Origin of the sequence: Paenibacillus sp. KN14-4R (genome assembly GCF_052180255.1) — a bacterium.
Lineage (GTDB): Bacteria > Bacillota > Bacilli > Paenibacillales > NBRC-103111 > Paenibacillus_AM.
Window position 1 is genome coordinate 4,134,122 of record NZ_CP197466.1, and the last position, 21,177, is coordinate 4,155,298.

At 44.9% G+C, this 21,177-nt stretch carries 16 protein-coding genes; 8 read left to right on the forward strand and 8 right to left on the reverse strand.

Annotated elements, in window-relative coordinates; all coding sequences use genetic code 11:
• The first annotated feature begins 16 nt into the window (after positions 1 to 16).
• Genes ACSBOP_RS20300 through ACSBOP_RS20315 form a run of 4 tightly spaced genes read left to right on the forward strand, consistent with a single transcriptional unit; the run spans position 17 to position 4,241 of the window.
• Positions 17 to 1,525 (forward strand): ABC transporter ATP-binding protein, encoded by a 1,509-nt coding sequence (locus ACSBOP_RS20300; RefSeq protein WP_442602293.1) that lies wholly within the window; start codon positions 17 to 19, stop codon positions 1,523 to 1,525.
• Positions 1,512 to 2,579 carry an ABC transporter permease gene (locus tag ACSBOP_RS20305; RefSeq protein WP_442602294.1) on the forward strand — a complete coding sequence of 356 codons (1,068 nt, stop codon included), beginning with the start codon at positions 1,512 to 1,514 and terminating at the stop codon, positions 2,577 to 2,579. Before ACSBOP_RS20300 ends, ACSBOP_RS20305 begins: the two co-directional genes overlap by 14 nt.
• Complete coding sequence (locus ACSBOP_RS20310) at positions 2,563 to 3,468, forward strand: ABC transporter permease (protein WP_442602295.1); 906 nt, start codon at positions 2,563 to 2,565, stop codon at positions 3,466 to 3,468. The genes ACSBOP_RS20305 and ACSBOP_RS20310 overlap by 17 nt, the downstream gene beginning before the upstream one ends.
• Positions 3,469 to 3,509: 41 nt before the next feature.
• Positions 3,510 to 4,241 (forward strand): nucleoside phosphorylase, encoded by a 732-nt coding sequence (locus tag ACSBOP_RS20315; RefSeq protein ID WP_442602296.1) that lies wholly within the window; start codon positions 3,510 to 3,512, stop codon positions 4,239 to 4,241.
• A 97-nt stretch (positions 4,242 to 4,338) separates the two neighbouring features.
• Here the strand turns inward: ACSBOP_RS20315 and ACSBOP_RS20320 are convergent, their stop codons facing one another.
• Together ACSBOP_RS20320 and ACSBOP_RS20325 are read right to left on the reverse strand one after the other, a co-directional pair.
• Positions 4,339 to 6,120: an ABC transporter ATP-binding protein gene (locus ACSBOP_RS20320; protein WP_442602297.1), complete on the reverse strand. Its 1,782-nt coding sequence runs from the start codon at positions 6,118 to 6,120 to the stop codon at positions 4,339 to 4,341.
• Positions 6,113 to 7,843 (reverse strand): ABC transporter ATP-binding protein, encoded by a 1,731-nt coding sequence (locus ACSBOP_RS20325; RefSeq protein ID WP_442602298.1) that lies wholly within the window; start codon positions 7,841 to 7,843, stop codon positions 6,113 to 6,115. The genes ACSBOP_RS20320 and ACSBOP_RS20325 overlap by 8 nt, the downstream gene beginning before the upstream one ends.
• 172 nt (positions 7,844 to 8,015) lie before the next feature.
• On the opposite strand from ACSBOP_RS20325, the gene ACSBOP_RS20330 reads away from it, so the two are divergent.
• Positions 8,016 to 8,807: a DUF6492 family protein gene (locus ACSBOP_RS20330; protein ID WP_442602299.1), complete on the forward strand. Its 792-nt coding sequence runs from the start codon at positions 8,016 to 8,018 to the stop codon at positions 8,805 to 8,807.
• Positions 8,808 to 8,812: 5 nt separating this feature from the next.
• A complete protein-coding gene (locus ACSBOP_RS20335; protein WP_442602300.1) occupies positions 8,813 to 10,189 on the forward strand; it encodes a sugar phosphate nucleotidyltransferase in 1,377 nt (458 codons plus the stop codon).
• A 69-nt stretch (positions 10,190 to 10,258) separates the two neighbouring features.
• On the opposite strand, the gene aspD is transcribed toward ACSBOP_RS20335, so the two are convergent.
• Entirely contained in the window at positions 10,259 to 11,926 is a 1,668-nt protein-coding gene (gene aspD / locus ACSBOP_RS20340; protein ID WP_442602301.1) for an aspartate 4-decarboxylase, read from the reverse strand.
• Positions 11,927 to 11,948: 22 nt separating this feature from the next.
• On the reverse strand, positions 11,949 to 13,637 hold the full coding sequence (aspT, locus tag ACSBOP_RS20345; protein WP_442602302.1) for an aspartate-alanine antiporter: 1,689 nt from the start codon (positions 13,635 to 13,637) through the stop codon (positions 11,949 to 11,951).
• 158 nt (positions 13,638 to 13,795) lie between these two features.
• Between aspT and ACSBOP_RS20350 the strand changes: the two genes are divergently transcribed.
• Positions 13,796 to 15,205 carry an alanine/glycine:cation symporter family protein gene (locus tag ACSBOP_RS20350; protein WP_442602303.1) on the forward strand — a complete coding sequence of 470 codons (1,410 nt, stop codon included), beginning with the start codon at positions 13,796 to 13,798 and terminating at the stop codon, positions 15,203 to 15,205.
• A gap of 74 nt (positions 15,206 to 15,279) precedes the next feature.
• Here ACSBOP_RS20350 and ACSBOP_RS20355 read toward each other — a convergent pair whose 3' ends face one another.
• The 4 genes from ACSBOP_RS20355 to ACSBOP_RS20370 form a co-directional block, all read right to left on the reverse strand.
• Positions 15,280 to 16,269: an ornithine cyclodeaminase family protein gene (locus ACSBOP_RS20355; RefSeq protein ID WP_442602304.1), complete on the reverse strand. Its 990-nt coding sequence runs from the start codon at positions 16,267 to 16,269 to the stop codon at positions 15,280 to 15,282.
• A gap of 26 nt (positions 16,270 to 16,295) precedes the next feature.
• Positions 16,296 to 17,204 carry a TSUP family transporter gene (locus ACSBOP_RS20360; RefSeq protein ID WP_442602305.1) on the reverse strand — a complete coding sequence of 303 codons (909 nt, stop codon included), beginning with the start codon at positions 17,202 to 17,204 and terminating at the stop codon, positions 16,296 to 16,298.
• A gap of 2 nt (positions 17,205 to 17,206) precedes the next feature.
• Complete coding sequence (locus ACSBOP_RS20365) at positions 17,207 to 18,025, reverse strand: TrmB family transcriptional regulator (protein ID WP_442602306.1); 819 nt, start codon at positions 18,023 to 18,025, stop codon at positions 17,207 to 17,209.
• A gap of 329 nt (positions 18,026 to 18,354) precedes the next feature.
• On the reverse strand, positions 18,355 to 19,425 hold the full coding sequence (locus ACSBOP_RS20370; RefSeq protein ID WP_442602307.1) for a M23 family metallopeptidase: 1,071 nt from the start codon (positions 19,423 to 19,425) through the stop codon (positions 18,355 to 18,357).
• Between the two features lie 253 nt (positions 19,426 to 19,678).
• On the opposite strand from ACSBOP_RS20370, the gene ACSBOP_RS20375 reads away from it, so the two are divergent.
• A complete protein-coding gene (locus ACSBOP_RS20375) occupies positions 19,679 to 21,109 on the forward strand; it encodes a PTS mannitol transporter subunit IICB (protein WP_442602308.1) in 1,431 nt (476 codons plus the stop codon).
• The last annotated feature ends 68 nt before the right edge of the window (positions 21,110 to 21,177 follow it).

Consider the following 21,177-nt stretch of genomic DNA (forward strand, 5'->3'; position numbering starts at 1 on the left):
CAAAAGGGGTGCTGTCATGCTGCTGCAAATGGAGCAGATTACGAAAAAATATGGGGACTTCACAGCGAACCATGCGATTGATTTCTCACTTCGATCAGGTGAAATTCACGCTATCGTCGGCGAGAACGGTGCAGGGAAAACAACGCTGATGCGGATGCTCTATGGGATGGAGATTCCGACTTCTGGATCGATCAAGGTACGAGGTAAAGAAGTAGCCTTCCAATCACCTCGGGATGCGATTGCAAATGGAATTGGAATGGTACATCAACATTTTATGTTGTTCCCTTCTTTTACAGTTGCTGAGAACATTGTCATCGGTTCGGAGCCAACGCCTGGCATCGGATTTAATCGCAAACAAGCGGTTCAGCAGGTCGAAGCGCTAAGCAAACAATTCGGTATGCCCGTTCCACCCGATAAAAAAGTCGCAGACTGCTCGCTCGGTACGCAGCAGCGTATGGAAATTCTGAAAGTGCTCTATCGTGGAGCCGACATCATTGTGCTCGATGAGCCTACTGCTGTCTTAACACCTCTTGAAGTCAATGAGCTGTTATCAGCGATCAAAAATCTAGCAAGTCAAGGCAAGAGCATTATTCTAATTACACATAAACTCCATGAAGTTATGGAAGTTGCCGACCGCATTACGGTCCTTCGCAGTGGTAAAGTAACAGGTACTTTAGAGAAAGCGGACACGAACATCGAAGAACTTTCCCGCTTGATGGTCGGCAGAGAACTTGCTCCAGTAATTAAACAAGCATCGATGCAAGGAGAACCTGTCCTACAAGTGCAGGATATAACGGTTCAAGGCGCAGGAGGCAAGCCTGTTGTAGAAAAAGTCAGCTTCACCGTACATGCGGGTGAAATTGTCGGAATTGCAGGGGTGTCGGGCAACGGTCAGACGGAGCTAATCCAAAGTATCTGCGGATTGCTTCCAACACACGCAGGCAGCACGACATTGCTGGGTACTCCCATCTCTAACAAGCAGCCGAATGAAATTCGCCAAACAGGCCTTGCACATGTTCCAGAAGATCGCTATCAATGGGGTTGTGCCAAGGATCGCACCGTTCTCGATAACGGAGTGATGGGCTTTCAGCGCAGCAAACAGCGAATGGGGATTTTGAATAAAAAAGCCCTTGGAGACATGGTTGCGGGTTGGGTAAAAAAATTCGACATTAAGACATCATCCATTCATACGACAGCTCAGTATTTATCAGGCGGTAACTTGCAAAAGCTGATTGTCGCACGTGAGCTTGCACAGGAGACACCTTTTCTAATCACTGCCGAACCTACTCGTGGGGTAGACATCGGTGCCATGGAATTTATTCATGATCAATTATTAGCGAAACGTAAAGAAGGCGGGGCGATTCTGCTTGTGTCCTCGGAGCTTTCCGAAGTCATGAAGCTATCTGATCGCATTCTCGTCATGTATGAAGGTAAAGTGGTTGGCGAAATAAGCGGCCATGAATCAACCGAAGAAGCGCTCAGCTTCTTAATGGCTGGAGGAGGTAGCAACCATGAATACAATTAAGCAGCAAGCCAAAGCGCTTGCTCATCCTCTCGCTGCTCTCGCAATTGGCCTGATCGTAGGCGCGCTGGCAATCTTACTTGTCGGAGGATCTGTCTTTGAGACTTACGGACAAATGTGGAAAGGTGCTTTCGGAAGTACGTATTTCTTCACCAATACATTAACGAGAGCTGTACCTATTATTTTGATTGGACTTGGACTTGCTCTCGCTTTCCGAGCTGGATTCTTCAACTTAGGGGCTGAAGGACAGCTTGTCCTAGGTGGAATTGCTGCTGCACTAACAGCCCTTTATTTACCGGGACCCGGCTGGATGAAGCTGATTGGCGCCTTACTCGCAGGTATTGTCAGTGGTGGCTTGTGGTCCGCTTTTGCCGGATGGTTAGATGCCAAATTTAAAGTCAATTTATTGATTACGACCCTACTCTTAAACTATGTCGCTACTTTATTTGCTGGATATTTAGTAGCAAATCCGTTCAAGGATACGAAAGGTTCAGCAGCACTTGCCCAATCCGCTATGATTGATAAAAGCGCTTGGTTGCCGAAGCTCATGGCTGGATCAAGTTTGCATGCGGGCTTCATTATAGCTGTAATTGCGACTATCGTCCTTTTTTGGATTATGCGTAGAACGGTATTCGGATATGAAATGAACATGACGGGCAGCAATCCATTTTTCGCGATGTATGGTGGAATTAAATCTTTGCCAATGGTCGTAACGACTATGTTCATCAGCGGCGGATTCGCGGGTCTTGCAGGTGCAGTTGAAGTACTTGGCATGCAGTATCGCTATCTCGATGGTGCATTAACGTCACCCAACTATGCATGGTCCGGACTCATGGCCGCCCTTCTCGCAGGGTCCAATCCGATTGGAACAGCGTTTGCCGCCATCTTACTCGCAGCACTCCAGACGGGTGCTATGGGTGTAGAACGCAACACCGAAGTTCCACTTGAAATTGCAAGTGTCATCCAAGCTGTTATTGTCGTATTCGTATCGGCAAAATTCAGCTATGCCTTTATTAAACGAAAGAAAGAGAGGAATACAAATGGAACAACTGTTTGATCTCTCTTTAGTCAACTCTACGATTCGAATGGTCGTCCCGATTCTATTAGCCGCACTTGGCGGACTGCTTTGTGCTCGTGCTGGCGTATTTAACGTAGGTTTAGAAGGATTCGTACTCGTGGGCGCTTTCTCAGCAATCTTAGGCAACTACTTGCTTGGCAATGCGTTTCTTGCTGTATTGTTCGCCGTCGTCTGTGTCATGGTCTACTCCCTACTCTTCGCTTATGTCGGCATTCATCTGCAGGCCAATGTGATTGTAGTCGGGATATCGATGAACTTCCTTGCTTTAGGATTAACGACGTTTTGCTTAAGAGCCATTTTTCATGTAAAAGGCGCTTATTATGATAAGAACATGGTCGGTCTACCCAAATGGGACATTCCAGGGCTTGGCGGTATTCTGACAGGATTATCCCCCCTTGTGTTCCTTACCTTTATACTTGTTATTGCCCTGCACTTCTTCCTGTTCCGCACGGTTACAGGATTCCGCCTCTTAGCAGTCGGTGAGAATGGCGTCGCAGCTAAAAGTATGGGGATCAAAATTCACCGTTACCAATACGGTGCGATCATCGCCTGCGGTGCTTTTTGTGGACTTGCCGGCGCACAGTTGTCACTTGGTAACCTGACAATGTTCTCAGAAGGTATGACAGCTGGACGTGGATTTATCTCCTTGGTTGCGATGATGCTGGGACAATTCAGTCCGCTCGGCGTCATGATCTCCAGTCTATTCTTCGGACTTATGGATGCCATCAGTATTCGACTGCAAGGATTTGCGTTACCAACCCAATTTACAATGATGATTCCTTATATCGTCACTTTAATTGCTTTGTTCTTCTTTAGAAAAAGCAGCTATTTATCCGATGCTCAGAAATCGAGTGGTAGTTCGAGATAGGTCTACAAAACCCATTTATTCAAAAAGGAGCTTGATCCATCATGTACTTGCCAATCCTAGAAATTAACTCCGAAGATATGCCCGCTTACGCAATTGTGTGTGGCGACCCGCGCCGGGCAAAAGCAATCGCAGATCAGTTAGACAATGCAAGAGAGTTGTCTTATGCGAGAGAATACCGCACATTTGTCGGTGATTTCCAAGGTGTTCACCTAGCTGTCGTCAGTCACGGCGTAGGCTGCCCGGGAGCAGCTGTATGCTTTGAAGAACTTATTCGTGCAGGTGTCAAAACGATCATTCGTGTAGGTACAGCAGGTTCGTATTCTGCTGACATTCCATCTGGCAGCTTAGTCATCAGTACCGCTGCCGCTCGTGAAGATGGTCTATCTCGTCAGCTTGTGCCAAATGGCTTCCCTGCTGTTGCAGACAGCGCTGTAGTTGATGCTTTATCCCAAGCAGCTATTGGCGCACCGGGCGTTGTACGCAAGGGCATCACGCTATGCGTGGATGCATTCTTCACAGGCGTTGAAGAAATCCCACATGCGAAATACAAACAAGCCGGCGTCCTTGCAACCGAGATGGAAATCTCCGCTTTGTACGTTGTTGCTGCCCTTCGTGGTATCCGCGCAGGTGCAATTCTCGCTATCGATGGCTTCGCTGACAGCGACCTCGCCGGCGAATACGACCCGCACACGAATTCTGTCGCAGACGCTGTAGAGCGTGAAATCACCATCGCTCTCCACGCTATTGCCAACTTGGCAAAAGCAGAAGCGTAAGAGTTGCGTTAAACTGAAAAAATGGGTTCGTAATAAACAAGCACACGACCGAATGATGATTCGATCGTGTGCTTGCTGTATTTTACATATCCAACAATTACGCTTTTAATCGCACTTGATTGCTGTGTAATCCGTAATAAAACCCTTGTTTTTGCAATAGAGATTCATGAGTACCCTGTTCAATAATACGTCCATCTTCCAAGACGAGAATCAAATCTGCCTGTCTGATTGTATTTAAGCGATGGGCAATGACAATGTTCGTTCTACCCTGCATAAGGCGATATAACGCTTCTTGAATCTTAATTTCCGTAATCGTGTCAATGCTGCTCGTAGCTTCATCTAGAATGAGAATCGACGGATCAGCTAACATGGATCTAGCGATGGAGAGCAGCTGTTTCTGACCTTGGCTAATCCCGCTTCCATCTTGATCAAGCACCGTTTCATACTGCTTAGGAAGCTTCATGATGAACGAATGGGCATTGGCTAGCTCTGCTGCTGCTTCTACCTCTTCATCACTAGCTGTCAACTTTCCATAGCGAATGTTATCACGTATTGTCCCTTGGAAAAGGAATGAATCCTGCAGAACAAAGCCCATATGCTGACGTAAACTTTGGCGCTTTATCCCCGCAATTGACTGCCCGTCCAAGTAAATATGACCTTCATTCAAATTATAAAATCGCGATAACAGCTGGATAATCGTCGTCTTCCCCGCCCCCGTTGGGCCTACTAAAGCCACTGTCTGACCTGCCGCAGCACGGAAGCTAATGTCAGATAACGTATTCCCATCTTGTTCATAGGTAAACGACACATGTGCGAACTCAATATCCCCACGTACACTTGTAAGCGAAGTGGCATGCTGCTCATCCTGCTCTTCCTTCGCTTCGTCTAACACCTCAAACACCCGCTCCGCTCCTGCAATTGCAGATAGGAATGTATTGAACTGATTGGCAAGATCATTAAGCGGCCTCGTGAACTGACGTGCATATTCGCAAAAGGTAACGATCACACCGATCGATACCATCTGGTTAACCGCCAATATGCCACCCGCTCCTGCAATAAAAGCGAAACTTAAGTTATTGAGTACGTTCATGAGCTTAGGAATAAACCCGGAGTACGTTTGTGCCCAATAACCAGATGTCCGCAATTTTTCATTTTTAATATTAAACGTATCAATGACCTTCTGCTCCTGGGAAAATGTCTTCACGATCTTCTGACCCGAGAACGTCTCCTCAATAAATCCATTCAAATCACCCAGATTGCGCTGCTGTTCTTTGAACAGCTTCCCTGTGCGATTCGTAATCCACTTCATCCCCATGAACATGAGCGGAACGATGAGCAGTGTAATGACGGTAAGTAGAGGGCTCAGCCAGAGCATAAGCGTTATCATTCCGACAAAGGTCAGCACACTGGACGATATTTGGATAAAGGAGCTATTCAGCGTCTGACTGACACTATCGATATCATTCGTAATCCTGCTCATCAGTTCCCCGTGCTGCCGCTTTGTAAAATACGAGATTGGCAGCTTATGCAGGTGTTTGAATAAGTCTGTGCGCATGGCATAAATCGCTTTTTGCGCAGCCCCGATCATCCAATAATTTTGCAGCCATAGCGAAAGGGAATGCAGGATATAGATCGCGACAAGCAGAATGATAAGCGTCAGCAGCCCTTGACTATCCTTCGTCACAATATAAGTGTCAATCGCTTTCCCGATTAAGTAGGGACTAAGCAGGGCAAGCAGTGAGCTTGTAATGACCATAATGAGGATCAGGACAAGCATCCCTTTATAAGCAGATAAATAAGTACCGATCCGGGACAATGTTCGCGCCCAGTTCTTCGGTCTTGGCTTCCCTTTCTCCGATGTTTGAACTTTTTTAGGCATGGGAAACCGCCTCCTTCCCATACTGGGATTCCACAATACGTTGATAAAGCTCACACTGCGCAAGCAGCTGCTCATGGGTGCCCTGTGCAAGCAGCGTGCCATTTTCCAATACCATGACATGGTCCGCTTGGATCGCTGTACTCACTTTTTGCGTAATGATAAGTGTTGTACATGGGTATTCATGCAGGGATTCCATCAGCTTTGCTTCTGTATTCGCATCAAGTGCGGATGTGCTATCATCTAGCAGCAAAATTTGAGGCTTACGGATTAGTGCCCTTGCAATGGATAAACGCTGTTTTTGCCCACCGGATAGGTTGACCCCTTTTTGCCCAAGAACGGTTTCATACTGCTTAGGAAGCCTCATAATGGTCTCGTGAATTTGTGCATGTTGGCAAGCTTCTATCACTTCCTCCATCGATGCATCTTCTTTGCCCCATAGCACATTCTCCCTCACCGTGCCTGTAAACAACATCGCCTCTTGCGGGACGAATCCGATCTGATTGCGGAGCTGCTCCAGCTTCATCTGACTAATATCAAACCCGTCAATGGACACTTTGCCGCTATTCACATCATAAAGCCGTGGAATGAGCTGGAATAACGAGGATTTGCCTGAGCCCGTAGCTCCTAGAATGGCAACGGTGTCTCCCCCTTTAACTGTGAACGAAATCGACTGCAGCACCGAAGAATCATAACCAGGGTATTGAAAGGAAACATCCCTAAATTCAATTGCACCCCTTGTAACTTGATAGGTATCATTTGCATGACTAGCATCCGTCAAATCAATCTCTGTCTCTAATACTTCTGAAATCCGTTGTGCAGATGCCTTCGCACGTGAAAGGTTCATCAGAATAAACGAAATGACGGAAAATGCACCCGTTATACGCATCGAATAATTGATGACCGCAACCACTTCCCCGACATTCACTCCACCTGCAATGACTTCGACATGACCGAACCACAAAATACTTAATACACTCAAATTCAAGATCAACAGCACGATTGGAAACGTAAGCTCCACTAAGCGCAGTGCAGACATCGTCCGTTCCTTTAATGCTTGGTTAGCCTGACCAAATCTCTGAATCTCGTGATCTTGTCGAACGAACGCCTTAATTAAGCGCATGCCAAGTAAATTTTCTCGAAGTACACTGTTCGCTTGATCCAGACGCTCCTGCACGGATCGAAACAGCTTAAATCCCCGCTTCATACTCCATACGAGAAATACGAATAAGAGCGGCATCACCACAACGAGAATAAGCGCCAACTTATAATCAACGAGAAGCGCCATCGTCATACTTCCAATAATTAAGAGCGGAGCACGCATCATGATGCGTAAGGCCATAAATACTAAATTTTGCGCCACCGAGACATCACTTGTGACTCTAGTAATTAAGCTTGCAGATTGAAATTGATTAAAATTTGCAAAAGAGAACTGCTGGATCTTTTCAAATAACCGTTTGCGAATATCAAACCCTACATGCTGACTGACATAAGCGGCATAGTACGAATTGATAATACCCGATAGAAATCCAAGCAAGGACATGCCGATCATGACGGCTCCCCACCAATAGATCAGAGACAAATCTTTATGGGCAATGCCTTCATTAATAATTTTTGCCATGATCATGGGATGCCATAGTTCGACAGCAAGCTCTGTGAGCATCAACATGATCGCAATACCCATACGCCAGCGGTATGGTTTTAAGAATGGGAACAGCTTCTGCATGTATTCTCCTCCGTTTCATGTTGTGATTTGCCATCAATTATATAATATTCAATCAATTCTGTCAGAAATGATAGGCACCGCATACGCTTGACTATTTTTCCTCTATCATCCAAGCAAGTAGATCCATACGCTCATATCATAGAATAACTTGTTATGTATTGGAGATGAATAGATGTCTACAACCAAGATCGATATCATAATCCCTGCGATTGAAAAGGATCTCGTCACTCTCCCCTATACCATCGATGGGATCCGAAAGTACGTGCAGCACCCCATTGGTCAAATCCTAATCATATCCCCTCAAAGTAAAGCGATAAAGCAATTGTGCCAGCGTAAACACTGCAAGTTTATTGATGAAAAAACGGTATTGCCCCTTACGAAAAATGACATTCATCTTCGAACAACGAAGTGGGAGCGTTCAGGTTGGATGTATCAGCAATTGTTGAAATTAAGTGGAGATACGCTCAGTTCTCAAGATTTCTTCCTTGTCATGGATGCCGATACAGTACTCATTAGACCACACGTATTTAGGAAAAATGGCAAGACGATCTTCTACTGCCGCACTTGGAGCCATGATGAATATTTTAAGGCATATAACAAGCTGCTTGGCATCCAAGGCCGTGCCCGTTTATCATATGTCACGCATTACATGCTCTTTGAACGAACGAAATTGGCCGCTATGAAAAGAAAGATAGAAAAGAGACATCACATGAGATGGTACGCCGCCATATTAAACAAGGCAACCAAGCGTAAGGCGTTCAGCTTCTCTGAATTTGAAACCTACGGAAATTATGTGCGTGCCACCTATCCCGGACAATCCATCCAGAAATTATCACGAAATAGAGGCTTACGTACGAATATGAAAAACTTATCTCCTACTTCCTTACGAAAACTTGCTAAGAAATTCAAATCCCTCTCCTTTCATAAACGAAAAGCCTATACCTTACGTTCATTAAAGAGGTGATCACAATGAAAATTGTTCTGTTATCAGGCGGTTCAGGCCAACGATTGTGGCCCCTGTCCAATGAAATGAGATCCAAAGTTTTTCTTAAATTGCTCATGACAACAGAAGGAAAACGGGAATCGATGATCCAGCGTGTCATTAGGCAGCTAGACAGTGCTAAACTGCTCCGTGATACGGTGATTGTGACTCATGAAAGCCAGATTGAGATCATGATTAACCAAATTGGTGATGGTATCCCGATCCTCAGCGAGCCTTATAAGCGTGGAACATTCACAGCCATTGCTTTGGCAGCCGCTTACTTCCACTCCACCTTGCAAGTCGATCCAGATGAAATCATCGTCTGTCTGCCTGTTGATTTATTTGTCCACCCTGCTTTCTTTCATATCCTTCATCAGTTGCCCGAACAAATTGCCAAATCGAAAGCCGATCTCGCCCTGATTGGTACATCCCCCAAGTCTCCTTCTAGTCAATTTGGATATATCGTACCGAGATTGGATCATCCCGAAGAAAGTTATTCTCTCATCGACCATTTTGTTGAAAAACCAGATCAGCAGACAGCTGCCGGCCTAATTGCCAATCATGCCTTATGGAATTGCGGTGTGTTTGCCTTTTCTCTTCAATATATGTTGGATCAATTACAGACTCATGACCTTCCTCTTAATTATGATGATCTACTAGGTTGCTATGAGCAAATCGCTGTGCGCAGCTTTGACCACACGGTTGCGGAGAAAGCTGCTCATGCGATCGTGATTCCTTATCAGGGAGCGTGGGAGGATATCGGAAGTTGGGCGGCCTTTACCAAGCATTGGGGAGGTACTGTCATAGGATCAGGCGATGTTTCAGAGGACTCCATTCATACCCACCTCGTCAATGAGCTTCCCTATCCAATTCGGGTAATTGATGTGCCCGATGTCATTGTCGCAGCAAGCCCCGATGGCATCCTTATCGCGAGCAAGAAGAGCAGCAATCGGATTAAGGAGCTTCTCCAGAACAAGAATATTTCCCACAACCCTAGATTTGAAGAGCGTAGATGGGGAACGTGTACCGTGTTGAATCATTCCTATGATGCAGAAGACATAGAAACCTTAACGAAGAAGATCGAGCTCTTCTCCGGTCAAGATATGGGGTACATCTTTCATTGTAAAAGACAAAAAATCTGGAACATCCTCTCGGGTTCAGGCGAAATCATCCTAAACGAAAAGATAAAATCAATTCAGCCAGGTGACGTTGTACAAATAGCGACGGGTGTAAGACATGGAATATTGGCTCATACGCCGCTATCTATCATTGAGGTACAAATTGGAACTGATCTTGTAGAAGAGGATAAGGCGCAAATCGCGAAGAATTGGAAAGATACGCTAACCTTTTGTGCAATCGAATAAAACATGACAAACAGCCCAGACAAGCCTAGATCTGGGCTGTTTCTTATCCATCATCCAACGGATGTTTCGTTACTTCTCACCTTTCCATGCCTTTACATAATCATTCAATGTCAGCTTAAGTACTTTTCCAATGCGGGAGTACGCTTCATCATCCAAATTTGCAAGCGAGACGCGAATCGACCATTCCGGTCCACTAAAGCCGCCGCCATTTAACAAGACAATTGAAGATTCTTCTGCTAGTCGGAACAAAATGTCGATGGGCTCATACGTTTTTTGTAAATAGGCTGCAAATTCCTTATCATAGTTATGCTCCGCCCATACCAGCAAATCAATTTGTGTGTAATAAGAGGCATCATACGGATCATGCTCGAACTGGATACCAAGTCCATCGTAGAGGAGTTTCTTTCTACGGCGACAAATTTCGATGGTCATCTGCTTGTACTTATTGTCTGTATCCATCAATGCGAATAAACACATCAATGCCATTTGTACTTGCTGAGGCGTAGATAAACCTGCTGTATGATTGAGCGCCACTTGCCGGCTGTCTGCCACCATACGATCAATGAACTTAATCTCTGCTGGATGCAGTGTCAGTTCACCATAGCGCTTATCCAACCGTTCTTTATGCTCATCCGCTAATTCACTTATCAATTTATCAAAAATATTGTCTTCATGAATGGAGATGACCCCAAGCCGCCAACCTGTCACACCAAAATATTTGGAGAAAGAATATACACCGATCGTATTATATGGAATATCCGCCATAATTGAACGGAAGTTATCAACGAATGTGCCGTACACATCATCGGAGATCACCATGAGATTCGGGTTATCATTTTTCACAATATCCACCATTTGTTTCACTGATTCTGGCTTCATAGCAATCGAAGGCGGATTGCTCGGATTGACCGCAAACAATGCTTTAATACGCTTATCTTTCAACTTATCAAGTTCGGACCGTGGGAACTGCCAGGTATGTGCGCCATCAGCAGTCATCTCGGATGCTTCGATATGGATGACATCAAAGTGATAACGTGGAAGACGCGGAATCTCTAAGTAGGGTGTAAAAACAGGCACCAAGATCGCAATCGTATCTCCCGGTTCTAACAAGCTGTTCGCAATCAACGTGTCAAAAATATAACACATCGCCGCTGTCGCGCCTTCCACTGCAAATATTTGAAATTTACCGTTGGACTCGCCGCTGCACATCTCTTTTACCACGTAATCGTGCACAACTTTCTCCATATGAATGAGCATTCGATCTGGCACAGGGTAGTTATCCCCGATAATGCCATCTACGAGCTCATGGACCCATGCATCAGGATCAAACCCCTTGTTAGTAATACCGTATTGGACCATATCTCTCAGCATGGATGATCCTGGCATATTCTTTCCATCCCCACTCAAAAATGCTTCGAATCGACCCGCGATTCCATCCTTCTCTGGCATCCCAGCGAGATGATCTTCGTGCCATACACGACGACATTCATTGACGGAAAAATGCCCAAGTGTAAAGAAAGCATCACGCGGTGAAGCCGCAATCCAGTTGGGGTTTCCCCTCCCTGCATTTAACATGATCTTCGCGCTCTTCTTACTACTGCCTTGCGCGAATTGAATCAATTTATTTTTTAATTCAAAAGGACTGATCTCCCCATATGTTCGCTCGATCTCGCGGCGCTGTAAGTTATCGACACCTGCTAGACTATCTATTTTCTCCAAATCTACATCTATGCTCATGTTTGGTTCATCTCCTTGTTAGTTAAGACAAAAAAGCTACGATAATGGCTCCCCACACCGTGAGGAGAATATTACCGATCGCATAAGTGACAGTATAACCAAGCACAGGAACCTGACTTTTCGCAGCCTCTGTCAGAGCACCGATAGCTGCTGTTGTCGTTTGAGCGCCTGCGCAAGCGCCGAGTGTAATGGCAGGATTGAATTTAAAAACGAATTTACCAAGCAGTGTGCCCACGATTAAAGGAAGCAGTGTAACAACAATACCTGCGAGCAGAATACTTATCCCGGATTGCTTCAAGCCGTTCACGAACCCAGGACCTGCATTAATACCAACCACAGCAACAAACGTTGTCAGACCTACATTGTTGAACACCCACACAGCACCCTCTGGAATACGTCCGAATGTGGGCTTAAGCGAGCGAATCCAACCAAACAACAGTCCCATAATAAGAGCCCCGCCACTTGTGGTCAGACTAATTGGAATACCAGCTACTTTAAGCGCTGGAATACCGATTAATCCCCCTAGCAGTACGCCAAGACCTACGAACACCATGTCCGTTTCAAATGATTTATGCGCTGGATAACCGACTAATTTGGCTGCTGCTTCGACATTAGCCTCTGTGCCTGTCAACACAACGACATCACCACGGTGCAGTGGAGTTGAAACTTTAAACGGCAGTTCCTCTCCCTGGCGGCGAATGCCTTTGACATATACAGCGCGTGTTAACATCTGGAATGCAAGGTGACGAATTGTTTTGCCAGCTAAATCCTTGTTTGTGACAACCACATCTAATGTCTCCACATTGAACTCGAACAGATCAGCATCGAATACCTCATCACCCATTGGGTGCTCAAGGAAATCAGGGATATTCTGACTTAAGATACTGACAACCGCAACATCCCCTTGTTGGATGACCGTCTTTGGCGTAGCATCGATGATCTTCCCTTGATGCTTCAACCTTATGATAAAAATCCTTCGCTGCTGTGAAAGGAACTCGTTCTCAATCTCTTTGACCGTCTTGTCCAGATAAAGGGGGCTGTCCACGACATAAGCGCGATACACATTGTATTCATAACCAGAGGTAATTTCTGTATTTGTCTGTGTGGCTCCCACTTGCTCCTCCAGTTTCTTACACTCTTCGACCAGATTCACACCGAGCAGTTTCGGTCCTAGTGAAGAAACGTACCATGCCGCACCGATCGTGCCGAATATGTACGTGATCGCATAACCAACCACAATAAAGCTTGTCATCATCTTCTGCTGATCAGGAGGTATGGCTAATCGTCCTATGGCATCCGAGGCCACCCCTATAGCAGCCGATTGCGTCAAGGAACCTGCGAGAAGCCCCGCGCCTTGTCCCGCATTGAATCCAAGAATCAGCGACGCGCCATATGCTGAAAGAAGCCCCACTACACAGACGATTACCGCAAATAAGACTTGAGGCAGTCCATCTTTTTTTAAACCATGCACAAATTGCGGACCTACCTTATACCCCATCGAAAATAAGAATAGCAGGAAAAAAACAGCTTTCACCGTTGGTGATACTGTGATGTGCAATTGACCCACAAGTACGCCAACAAGCAGAACTCCCGTGACCGATCCAAGTGTAAAGGAGCGAATTTTAAGCTTCCCCACAAAATAACCACCGGCCAAGGTTAGAAAAATGGCAAGTTCGGGATAATTCTCAAGCGTTTGAACGATCCAGTTCATAATTTCCTCCTAAACGGTGTGTTAAGCGTACTATTCCCAAAAGATAGGACAATCGATCTTCTTTTTTAAAAATAATAATAAAGTTCCATATCCGCTTAAAATTATATATAATTTAATCCAGTTCATAACAAACTACCAACTAGAGGAGGTCGCTAACGATGTTATTAACTGTTGTATCCGGAATCAATAATGTCCTTTGGACGTATTTAATAACTGCTTTTTTAATCGCAGTTGGCATCTACTTTACCGTTCGCACGAATTTCGTACAGGTGCGTTATGTCGGTCAAATGTTCAAATTGCTGCGAGAAGGCACCAAACGAACATCCGGTGTTTCGTCCTTTCAAGCCTTTTGTATCAGTACAGCGGCCCGAGTTGGGACAGGCAATATTGCAGGGGTTGCCATCGCGATTACCATGGGAGGGCCCGGCGCAGTCTTTTGGATGTGGATCATTGCCCTTATAGGCGCAGCTTCTGCATTCATTGAAGCGACGCTCGCCCAGATTTTTAAGAAAAAAGATACAGATAGCTTTCGAGGGGGTCCTGCTTATTATATGGAGCAAGGGCTGGGCAAGCGTTGGCCCGGTGTTCTATTCTCCATCCTGATTACGATTAGTTTCGGACTCGTCTTTAATGCTGTACAAGCCAACACCATTACTGCGGCTTTTGAAGCGTCTTTTGGTTGGAATAAGCTGACAGTGGGAATTGTGATTGCGGTTACGCTCGGTTTTATTATTTTTGGAGGGGTCAAGCGAATTGCCCGAATCTCCGAAATCATCGTCCCCGTTATGGCGGGCGGATATGTACTTATGGCTTTATATGTCGTCACTGCGAATATCACGATGCTTCCGGATGTGCTAGGGACGATTGTGGGCAGCGCATTTGGCTGGCATGAAGCATCAGGCGGCGCGATGGGGGCAGCCTTACAATGGGGGATTAAACGTGGCTTATTTTCAAATGAAGCCGGTATGGGAAGTGCACCGAATGCCGCAGCAACGGCGGATGTGAGTCACCCCGTCAAACAAGGGCTTATTCAATCATTGGGTGTGTTCGTGGATACGCTGCTCATATGCAGCTCGACGGCTTTCATCGTCTTGATCGCAGGCAATTATGCGGATAGCGATTTGACGGGGATTGTACTGGCGCAAGCCTCGTTAAGCTCCGTCGTCGGACCTTGGGCTAGCCTGTTTTTGACGCTAGCGATCCTGTTATTTGCTTATAGCTCCCTCATCGGGAATTACTATTATGGGGAAACGAATATCGAGTTCCTTAATGCGAACAAAAACTGGCTGCTTCTGTACCGCTTAGCTGTGCTGGGCATGGTTATGTTCGGAGCGCTCAAAGAAGTGCAACTGATCTGGGATATGGCTGACTTATTTATGGGCTTTATGGCATTAGTGAACCTCATTGCAATTGCAATACTGGGCAAATACGCCTTTGCGGCCTTGCGAGATTATTCCAAGCAGAGTAAAGAAGGGAAGAATCCCGTCTTTTATGCGAGCAGTATCGAAGGTTTAGACCACATCGAATGTTGGGAGAAAGAAGCGAACCAGGAAATCACCGCGAGTTAAGGATATTCGTAATATGAAAAATGAGGGCATCCACACTTAGGGATGCCCTCATTCTTACTAACAGCGATGCTGCCTTAAATTTCTACAATTTGCCCTACGTTAAGCTCTAACGCTTTCTTATAAATCTGATGTGCCGTTACAACATCAAGCACAGCCGTTCCAACTGTTTTGAAAAGAGTGATCTCTTGCTCGGTTTCTCTTCCTTTCACTTCGCCTAGAATCACTTGTCCGAGATCACCATCGAAGTCTCCCTCCGAGACGATGCCCTTTTGCATCGGAATAATGAAATCTCCCGCTTCTGCAAGGACGCCTTCTTTGGTATCAAAAATAACTTTATCTGCCTGCTGCACAAGGGTTTCCGGTAACTCCTGCATCTCTGGTGTGTAGGCACCCACCCCATTGACATGGGCACCTTTCTTCACGAGTTTGCCATCGAACACAGGTCTTCTCGATGTTGTTACTGCTGTTATGATATCTGCGTCTTTAATCGCTTCATTGCCATCTTCAACAGCTATTATTCTCGTGTCAAAATGAGTAAATGCTTGCTGCATCTCCGCTGCAAATTGCTTCGCACGCTCAAAGTTAATATCGAACACTCTGACTTCCTCTAAATCTCTTACATTTAACATGGCTTCGAGCTGCGTACCCGCTTGTCCTCCCGTACCGAATAACACAGCAATCTTCGCATCTTCCCTAGCTAAAATATCAGTCGCCGCACCTTGAACCGCACCTGTTCGTAGTTGGGTTAAATATGTACCGTCCATAATAGCGCACACTTCACCGGTTTTTCCATCCATCAAGATCATTTGGGCTGGCACAGAAGGTTTACCAAGCTCAATGTTCTTCGGGAAAACCGAAACAATTTTAATACCCGTTGCATCAAGCTCTTCGACATAGGCTGGCATAAATAAGCTTTGTCCTTGCTCTTTCGGGATATCTATGTTTACTCGTAGTGGTACGACACTTTTTCCTTGTGCATACATACGTAACGCATCTTTATCGGCTTGAATGGCATCTTTCATCGTAAACACTTTTTTAATATCTGCTTTTGTCAGTATTAACATGATGGTCCACCTCGTCCTTCTACTGTTTATGCTGTTGCTGGGTGTTGTTCGTTTTTCGCTGCTTTAGCTGCTTTTAATTCATTGATTAACATGCTCACGCCACTGTAAAGAAGGATGGCTGCAACAACCCATTGAAGCATCGATACATCTAATCCTTTTACTAAGTACACACCTACTAGAACACCAATCACACCAAAGGTGGATGTAAATAACGTAATTTTTCTGCTGTATTGTCCGTACTTAATGAATTCCATACTGCCGATTGGAACCGAGAATGTGCAAGCACCCATCATAATTGGGAATGCAACCGCTGGGTTCATACCCAGTGCGTAAATCGTAACCATGGTTAATGCGTAAGAACCAATCCCAATATTATTTAAGGCACCGAATACGAATAAACAAATACCTGCAATGACAAGTTTGCTGCCGCTTAATCCAATTGCTGTACCACCCGAAGGGATCAAGTTAAATTTACCTGCCAGAATGAATAGTGTCGCAATAATAAGTCCCACACCAATAAATCTTCGAATCGCTTTAGGCGAAAGTTTAACAACAAATCGAGGTCCAATATACGCACCGATGATTTGAGCAATGATACATACAGCTAATGTTAAAATATCAACTTCAATAACAGAGATAAAAGCTAAGGCAGTTACGGCCACAGGTATCACACATTGTGCATTGAGTGTACCTGGCAGCATTTTATCCGACACTAGCTTCTTCTTACGATAAAGAATGGTCGACACGGCGAAATCCGAAACCCCGAACGACGAGAAGAAGAATATGATTGGCGATGAGATAGCTAGTAATAGGTTGTTACCCGGTTCTTTTTTCAATTCCTGCTTGTTCTTCATTACATCCATCACGAATCTTAAAGCAAAAACACCATTTACGATTACGATTAGCGCTAATATCAGTGTTGTTACTGTCATCATGCTCAACCTTCTTTGCTGATTGATTTAAAAATACTTCGAATTCCTTTCAACTCAACGCCAAATTTATGTTTTGCATCTTCCCCCAAAGCATCAATAAGCTTTAAGCAATACGCATCATGGCTTATATTTTCTTTGGCCAAGAAAACCATCGGTGTACTTTGTGTCCAAATGACTTCGGCATTCTTTTCATTTTGGATATGACCGAAGGTGACTTCCTTGGAATCGACAACGATGTTAATCCATCTGCCTCCACTTTCCCTCAGCTTATCTTCTTCGAAACCATGCTTATAATAATGCTGTAAATCAACATCATAATCGTGATTGCTGCTGTAGAGAATGATAACGACTTGATCTAGCCTTGCTTCCACATCCTTTAATTCCTCGATAATCTGTTCAATATCATCCTTCCAGACCTGCACATACACTTCGCTCTTTGCTTCTTTTAATACATGCTTACATTTGTTGAAAATATTCTTGTACCCTTTGATATACCAAAGCTTCTCAAGATCCATGGTCTGACTGTAGCTTGAAAGTTCCTTTTTCACTGCTGAAAGGCGATCATCCACATTGCACTTGATGTTCTCTACAAACTCATCAATCGGTACCGCGCTATAGTGAACTGGATTTGTCTGCTTCGAGACAACAATACAGCCCTTTTCCATCAACATTTCGAGAATGTTATAAACCTTCGAGCGCGGGACTGAGGAGTTTTTACTGATTTCATATCCAGTGCCTGCACCATCTTGTAATAAAGATATATAAACCTTTGATTCGGATTCTGTGAAATGAAAACTCTTTAATAATTGAATAATTGGAGCCATGTCTCCTCACCCCCTATTGAAAAATAAGTTCATTTCTCTTTATTGTTTGTGATTAATTTCACGTTCTAGTTGATTCTTATGTCTCGGTAGCTACCCTTGGTGACTATTATACAGCAGAATTTTTTATTTGTAATTATTTTCACAAAGTTGTCAACTCATTTATGAAATGGCTGCACGCGAAAAAAAGAAAAATCCGCTCAAACCTAGCAGTGACGCCTGATTTGAGCAGATTATGGGGTGTGAATCTATGCAATTATTTATTATTGTATAGTCGCTTATTTGTGATAATTTTTACTGCATTTATCTGAATAGTTGTCATTTAAATGAGTTTACGGCGCACCTTGTTCAAGCCAATGAAAGGGCGTTGTACCGAAAAATAAGTTGGGGTTAACAGGTGTGTTATTCGCCCAGAATGTAAAGTGCAGATGGGGACCCGTCGAAAAACCCGTAGTACCCACAAGACCGATGACATCGCCTCGCTTTACTCGATCCCCTGCCTTCACAAGCAGCTTGGATAGATGTGCATACTGGGAGAACAGGTTCATCCCATGGTCCAAGTAAATCGAATTCCCTGTTAAATACAGACTATCTGCTAGAGCAACAACCCCATCATTGGTCGCATGAATCTCTGTTCCTTCAGGCGCCGCGAGATCAATCGCTGTATGACGGCTATCTAATTTATCATTTACATAACGGGTATAGCCGAAAGGCGTTGTTAAGACACCTTCAATCGGCTGCATGAAATTAGACGTAAATAAGAACGCCGGGCTCGACTTACTGCGCGCGAGATTAATCTTCTTCTGATCGGCTTCAATTCGCCCCGTGTCCTGCCGCATACTTTCCATTTGTTTTGTCACTTGAATACGCTGCGTTTCAAATTTCTTATCCGTTATTGTTAAGAATTGATCCCCTATCGGGTATTTCCCCGCTTTCATCGTAATGGGGATCGGTACATACGTGTAATAACCCGTTCCAAAGCTTAGCAGCTTATACTTCTTGTCCTGCCAAGTAAGTTCTGCTGGCTCTTGGTGACGGACGAGGATGACATCACCAGGAGCCGCCTTAGCGGGAATTAATGTCCAATTGGCCTCCATTGCATCCTTTGCAATCCTTGTGTTCGTATAATAAGCCGCTTCCTTCGCTGAGGTTTTCAACTGTGCCCGCTCTTTTTCCATAAAAGCTTGCCAATTGTCTTCCATTTCTTCTTGCTCCACGCGTTGACGATTCGCGACTTGTTCCGTCATACCGAGTGAGACAGCACGCTGATCCACATTGGCTGTAAGAGACAAGCGATAGGTCAATCCCCCAATTGCCCCAACTATGATCAAACCTATCATGGTAAATACAAAACGTTTACGAGGATATGGCGTAGATGAATGCCGCTTTTTTCGAGGGTTCATTCGTGCGACCTCCTGCATTTTATATGGAAAAATAACCCTTTTATTGTAACATACCCCCGCACCTGAAAGTACTGATAGCATGCGTTTTTTTGTCTCTTAATATAAATTTGACAACATTGCCTATGACGAGAATGCGTTTTCATTTTATTGAACACCCTATACGCGCGAGCTTAGAATAAGGGCATTCGCAAGATCCATATACAATGAATCGCAAGAATCGTTGCGTTTGCTTTTATTCAAAGGGGGAATCGAAATGAGTCAGACAGCAAGCAAAAGCGGTATCCAAGTTCAGGTCCAACGATTTGGTCGCTTCCTAAGTGGGATGGTCATGCCGAATATTGGGGCATTCATCGCATGGGGATTAATTACAGCATTATTCATTCCAACAGGTTGGCTTCCCAACGAAGGCCTAGCGTCTCTAGTTGGTCCAATGATCACATATTTACTACCACTTCTTATTGGTTACACCGGCGGTAAAATGATCCACGGTGCTCGAGGCGGGGTACTTGGTGCACTCGCGACAATGGGGATTATCGTAGGCTCCACAATCCCAATGTTCCTCGGTGCAATGGTAATGGGTCCACTTGCCGGATACCTAATGAAAAAAGTGGATAAACTGTTCGAAGGTCGCATTAAAGCCGGATTCGAGATGTTAGTGAATAACTTCTCCGCAGGTATTCTAGGTGCAATTCTTGCATTATTAGCCTTTAAAGGTGTAAGTCCAATCATTGCAGGCGTAACGGACCTTCTAGAAGCTGGTGTGCGAGCAACCGTTGAAGCTGGTTTGCTTCCGCTTGTAAGTATATTCGTTGAACCTGCAAAAGTATTGTTCTTGAACAACGCAATTAACCATGGCGTATTCGGGCCAATCGGACTAAAAGAAGCAGCTGAAGCTGGCAAATCCATCTTCTTCTTACTAGAGTCCAACCCAGGTCCAGGTCTAGGTATTCTTCTAGCTTACATGCTTGTTGGTAAAGGTGCAGCCAAACAATCCGCACCGGGCGCAGCAATCATCCACTTCTTCGGGGGTATTCATGAGATTTACTTCCCGTACATCTTAATGAACCCGCGCTTGATCCTTGCTGTAATCGCTGGTGGTGCAAGCGGCGTATTAACATTCAGCTTACTTGGTGCAGGACTTGTTGCAACACCATCTCCAGGTAGTATTTTCGCACTCGCAGCAATGGCGCCAAAAGGCGGACTACTTCCAGTCCTAGCTGGTGTTATTGTCAGCACAGTTGTTACATTCTTAGTCGCTTCCATCTTCGTTAAATCTTCCAATGCAGACAGTGATTTGCAAGATGCAACTGAGAAAATGAAAGCAATGAAAAATAAACCTGCCGATCAACCTGCAGCAGTAAACGTACAAGCTGATGTGACAACAACAGCTACTGAAATGCCTACTACCGTTAACAAAGTCATCTTTGCCTGTGATGCAGGTATGGGTTCAAGTGCCATGGGCGCTTCGATCATGAAGAAAAAGTTCAAAGAAGCCGGGCTTACTATTGACGTTACGAATAAAGCAATTAATGATTTGCCGCAAGATGTAGACGTTGTGATTACCCAGAAAACATTGACAGATCGGGCGAGAACAGTCGTTCCGAACGCTTACCACATCTCGGTTGATAACTTCCTATCCAGTCCGAGATACGATGAGCTGGTCAATAAACTTAAAAACGCATAATCCATTTAGATGGAAGCGGCTCATCTCTTAGATGGCAAAGCCGCCTTCCATCTTTTCAAATCGTTAGA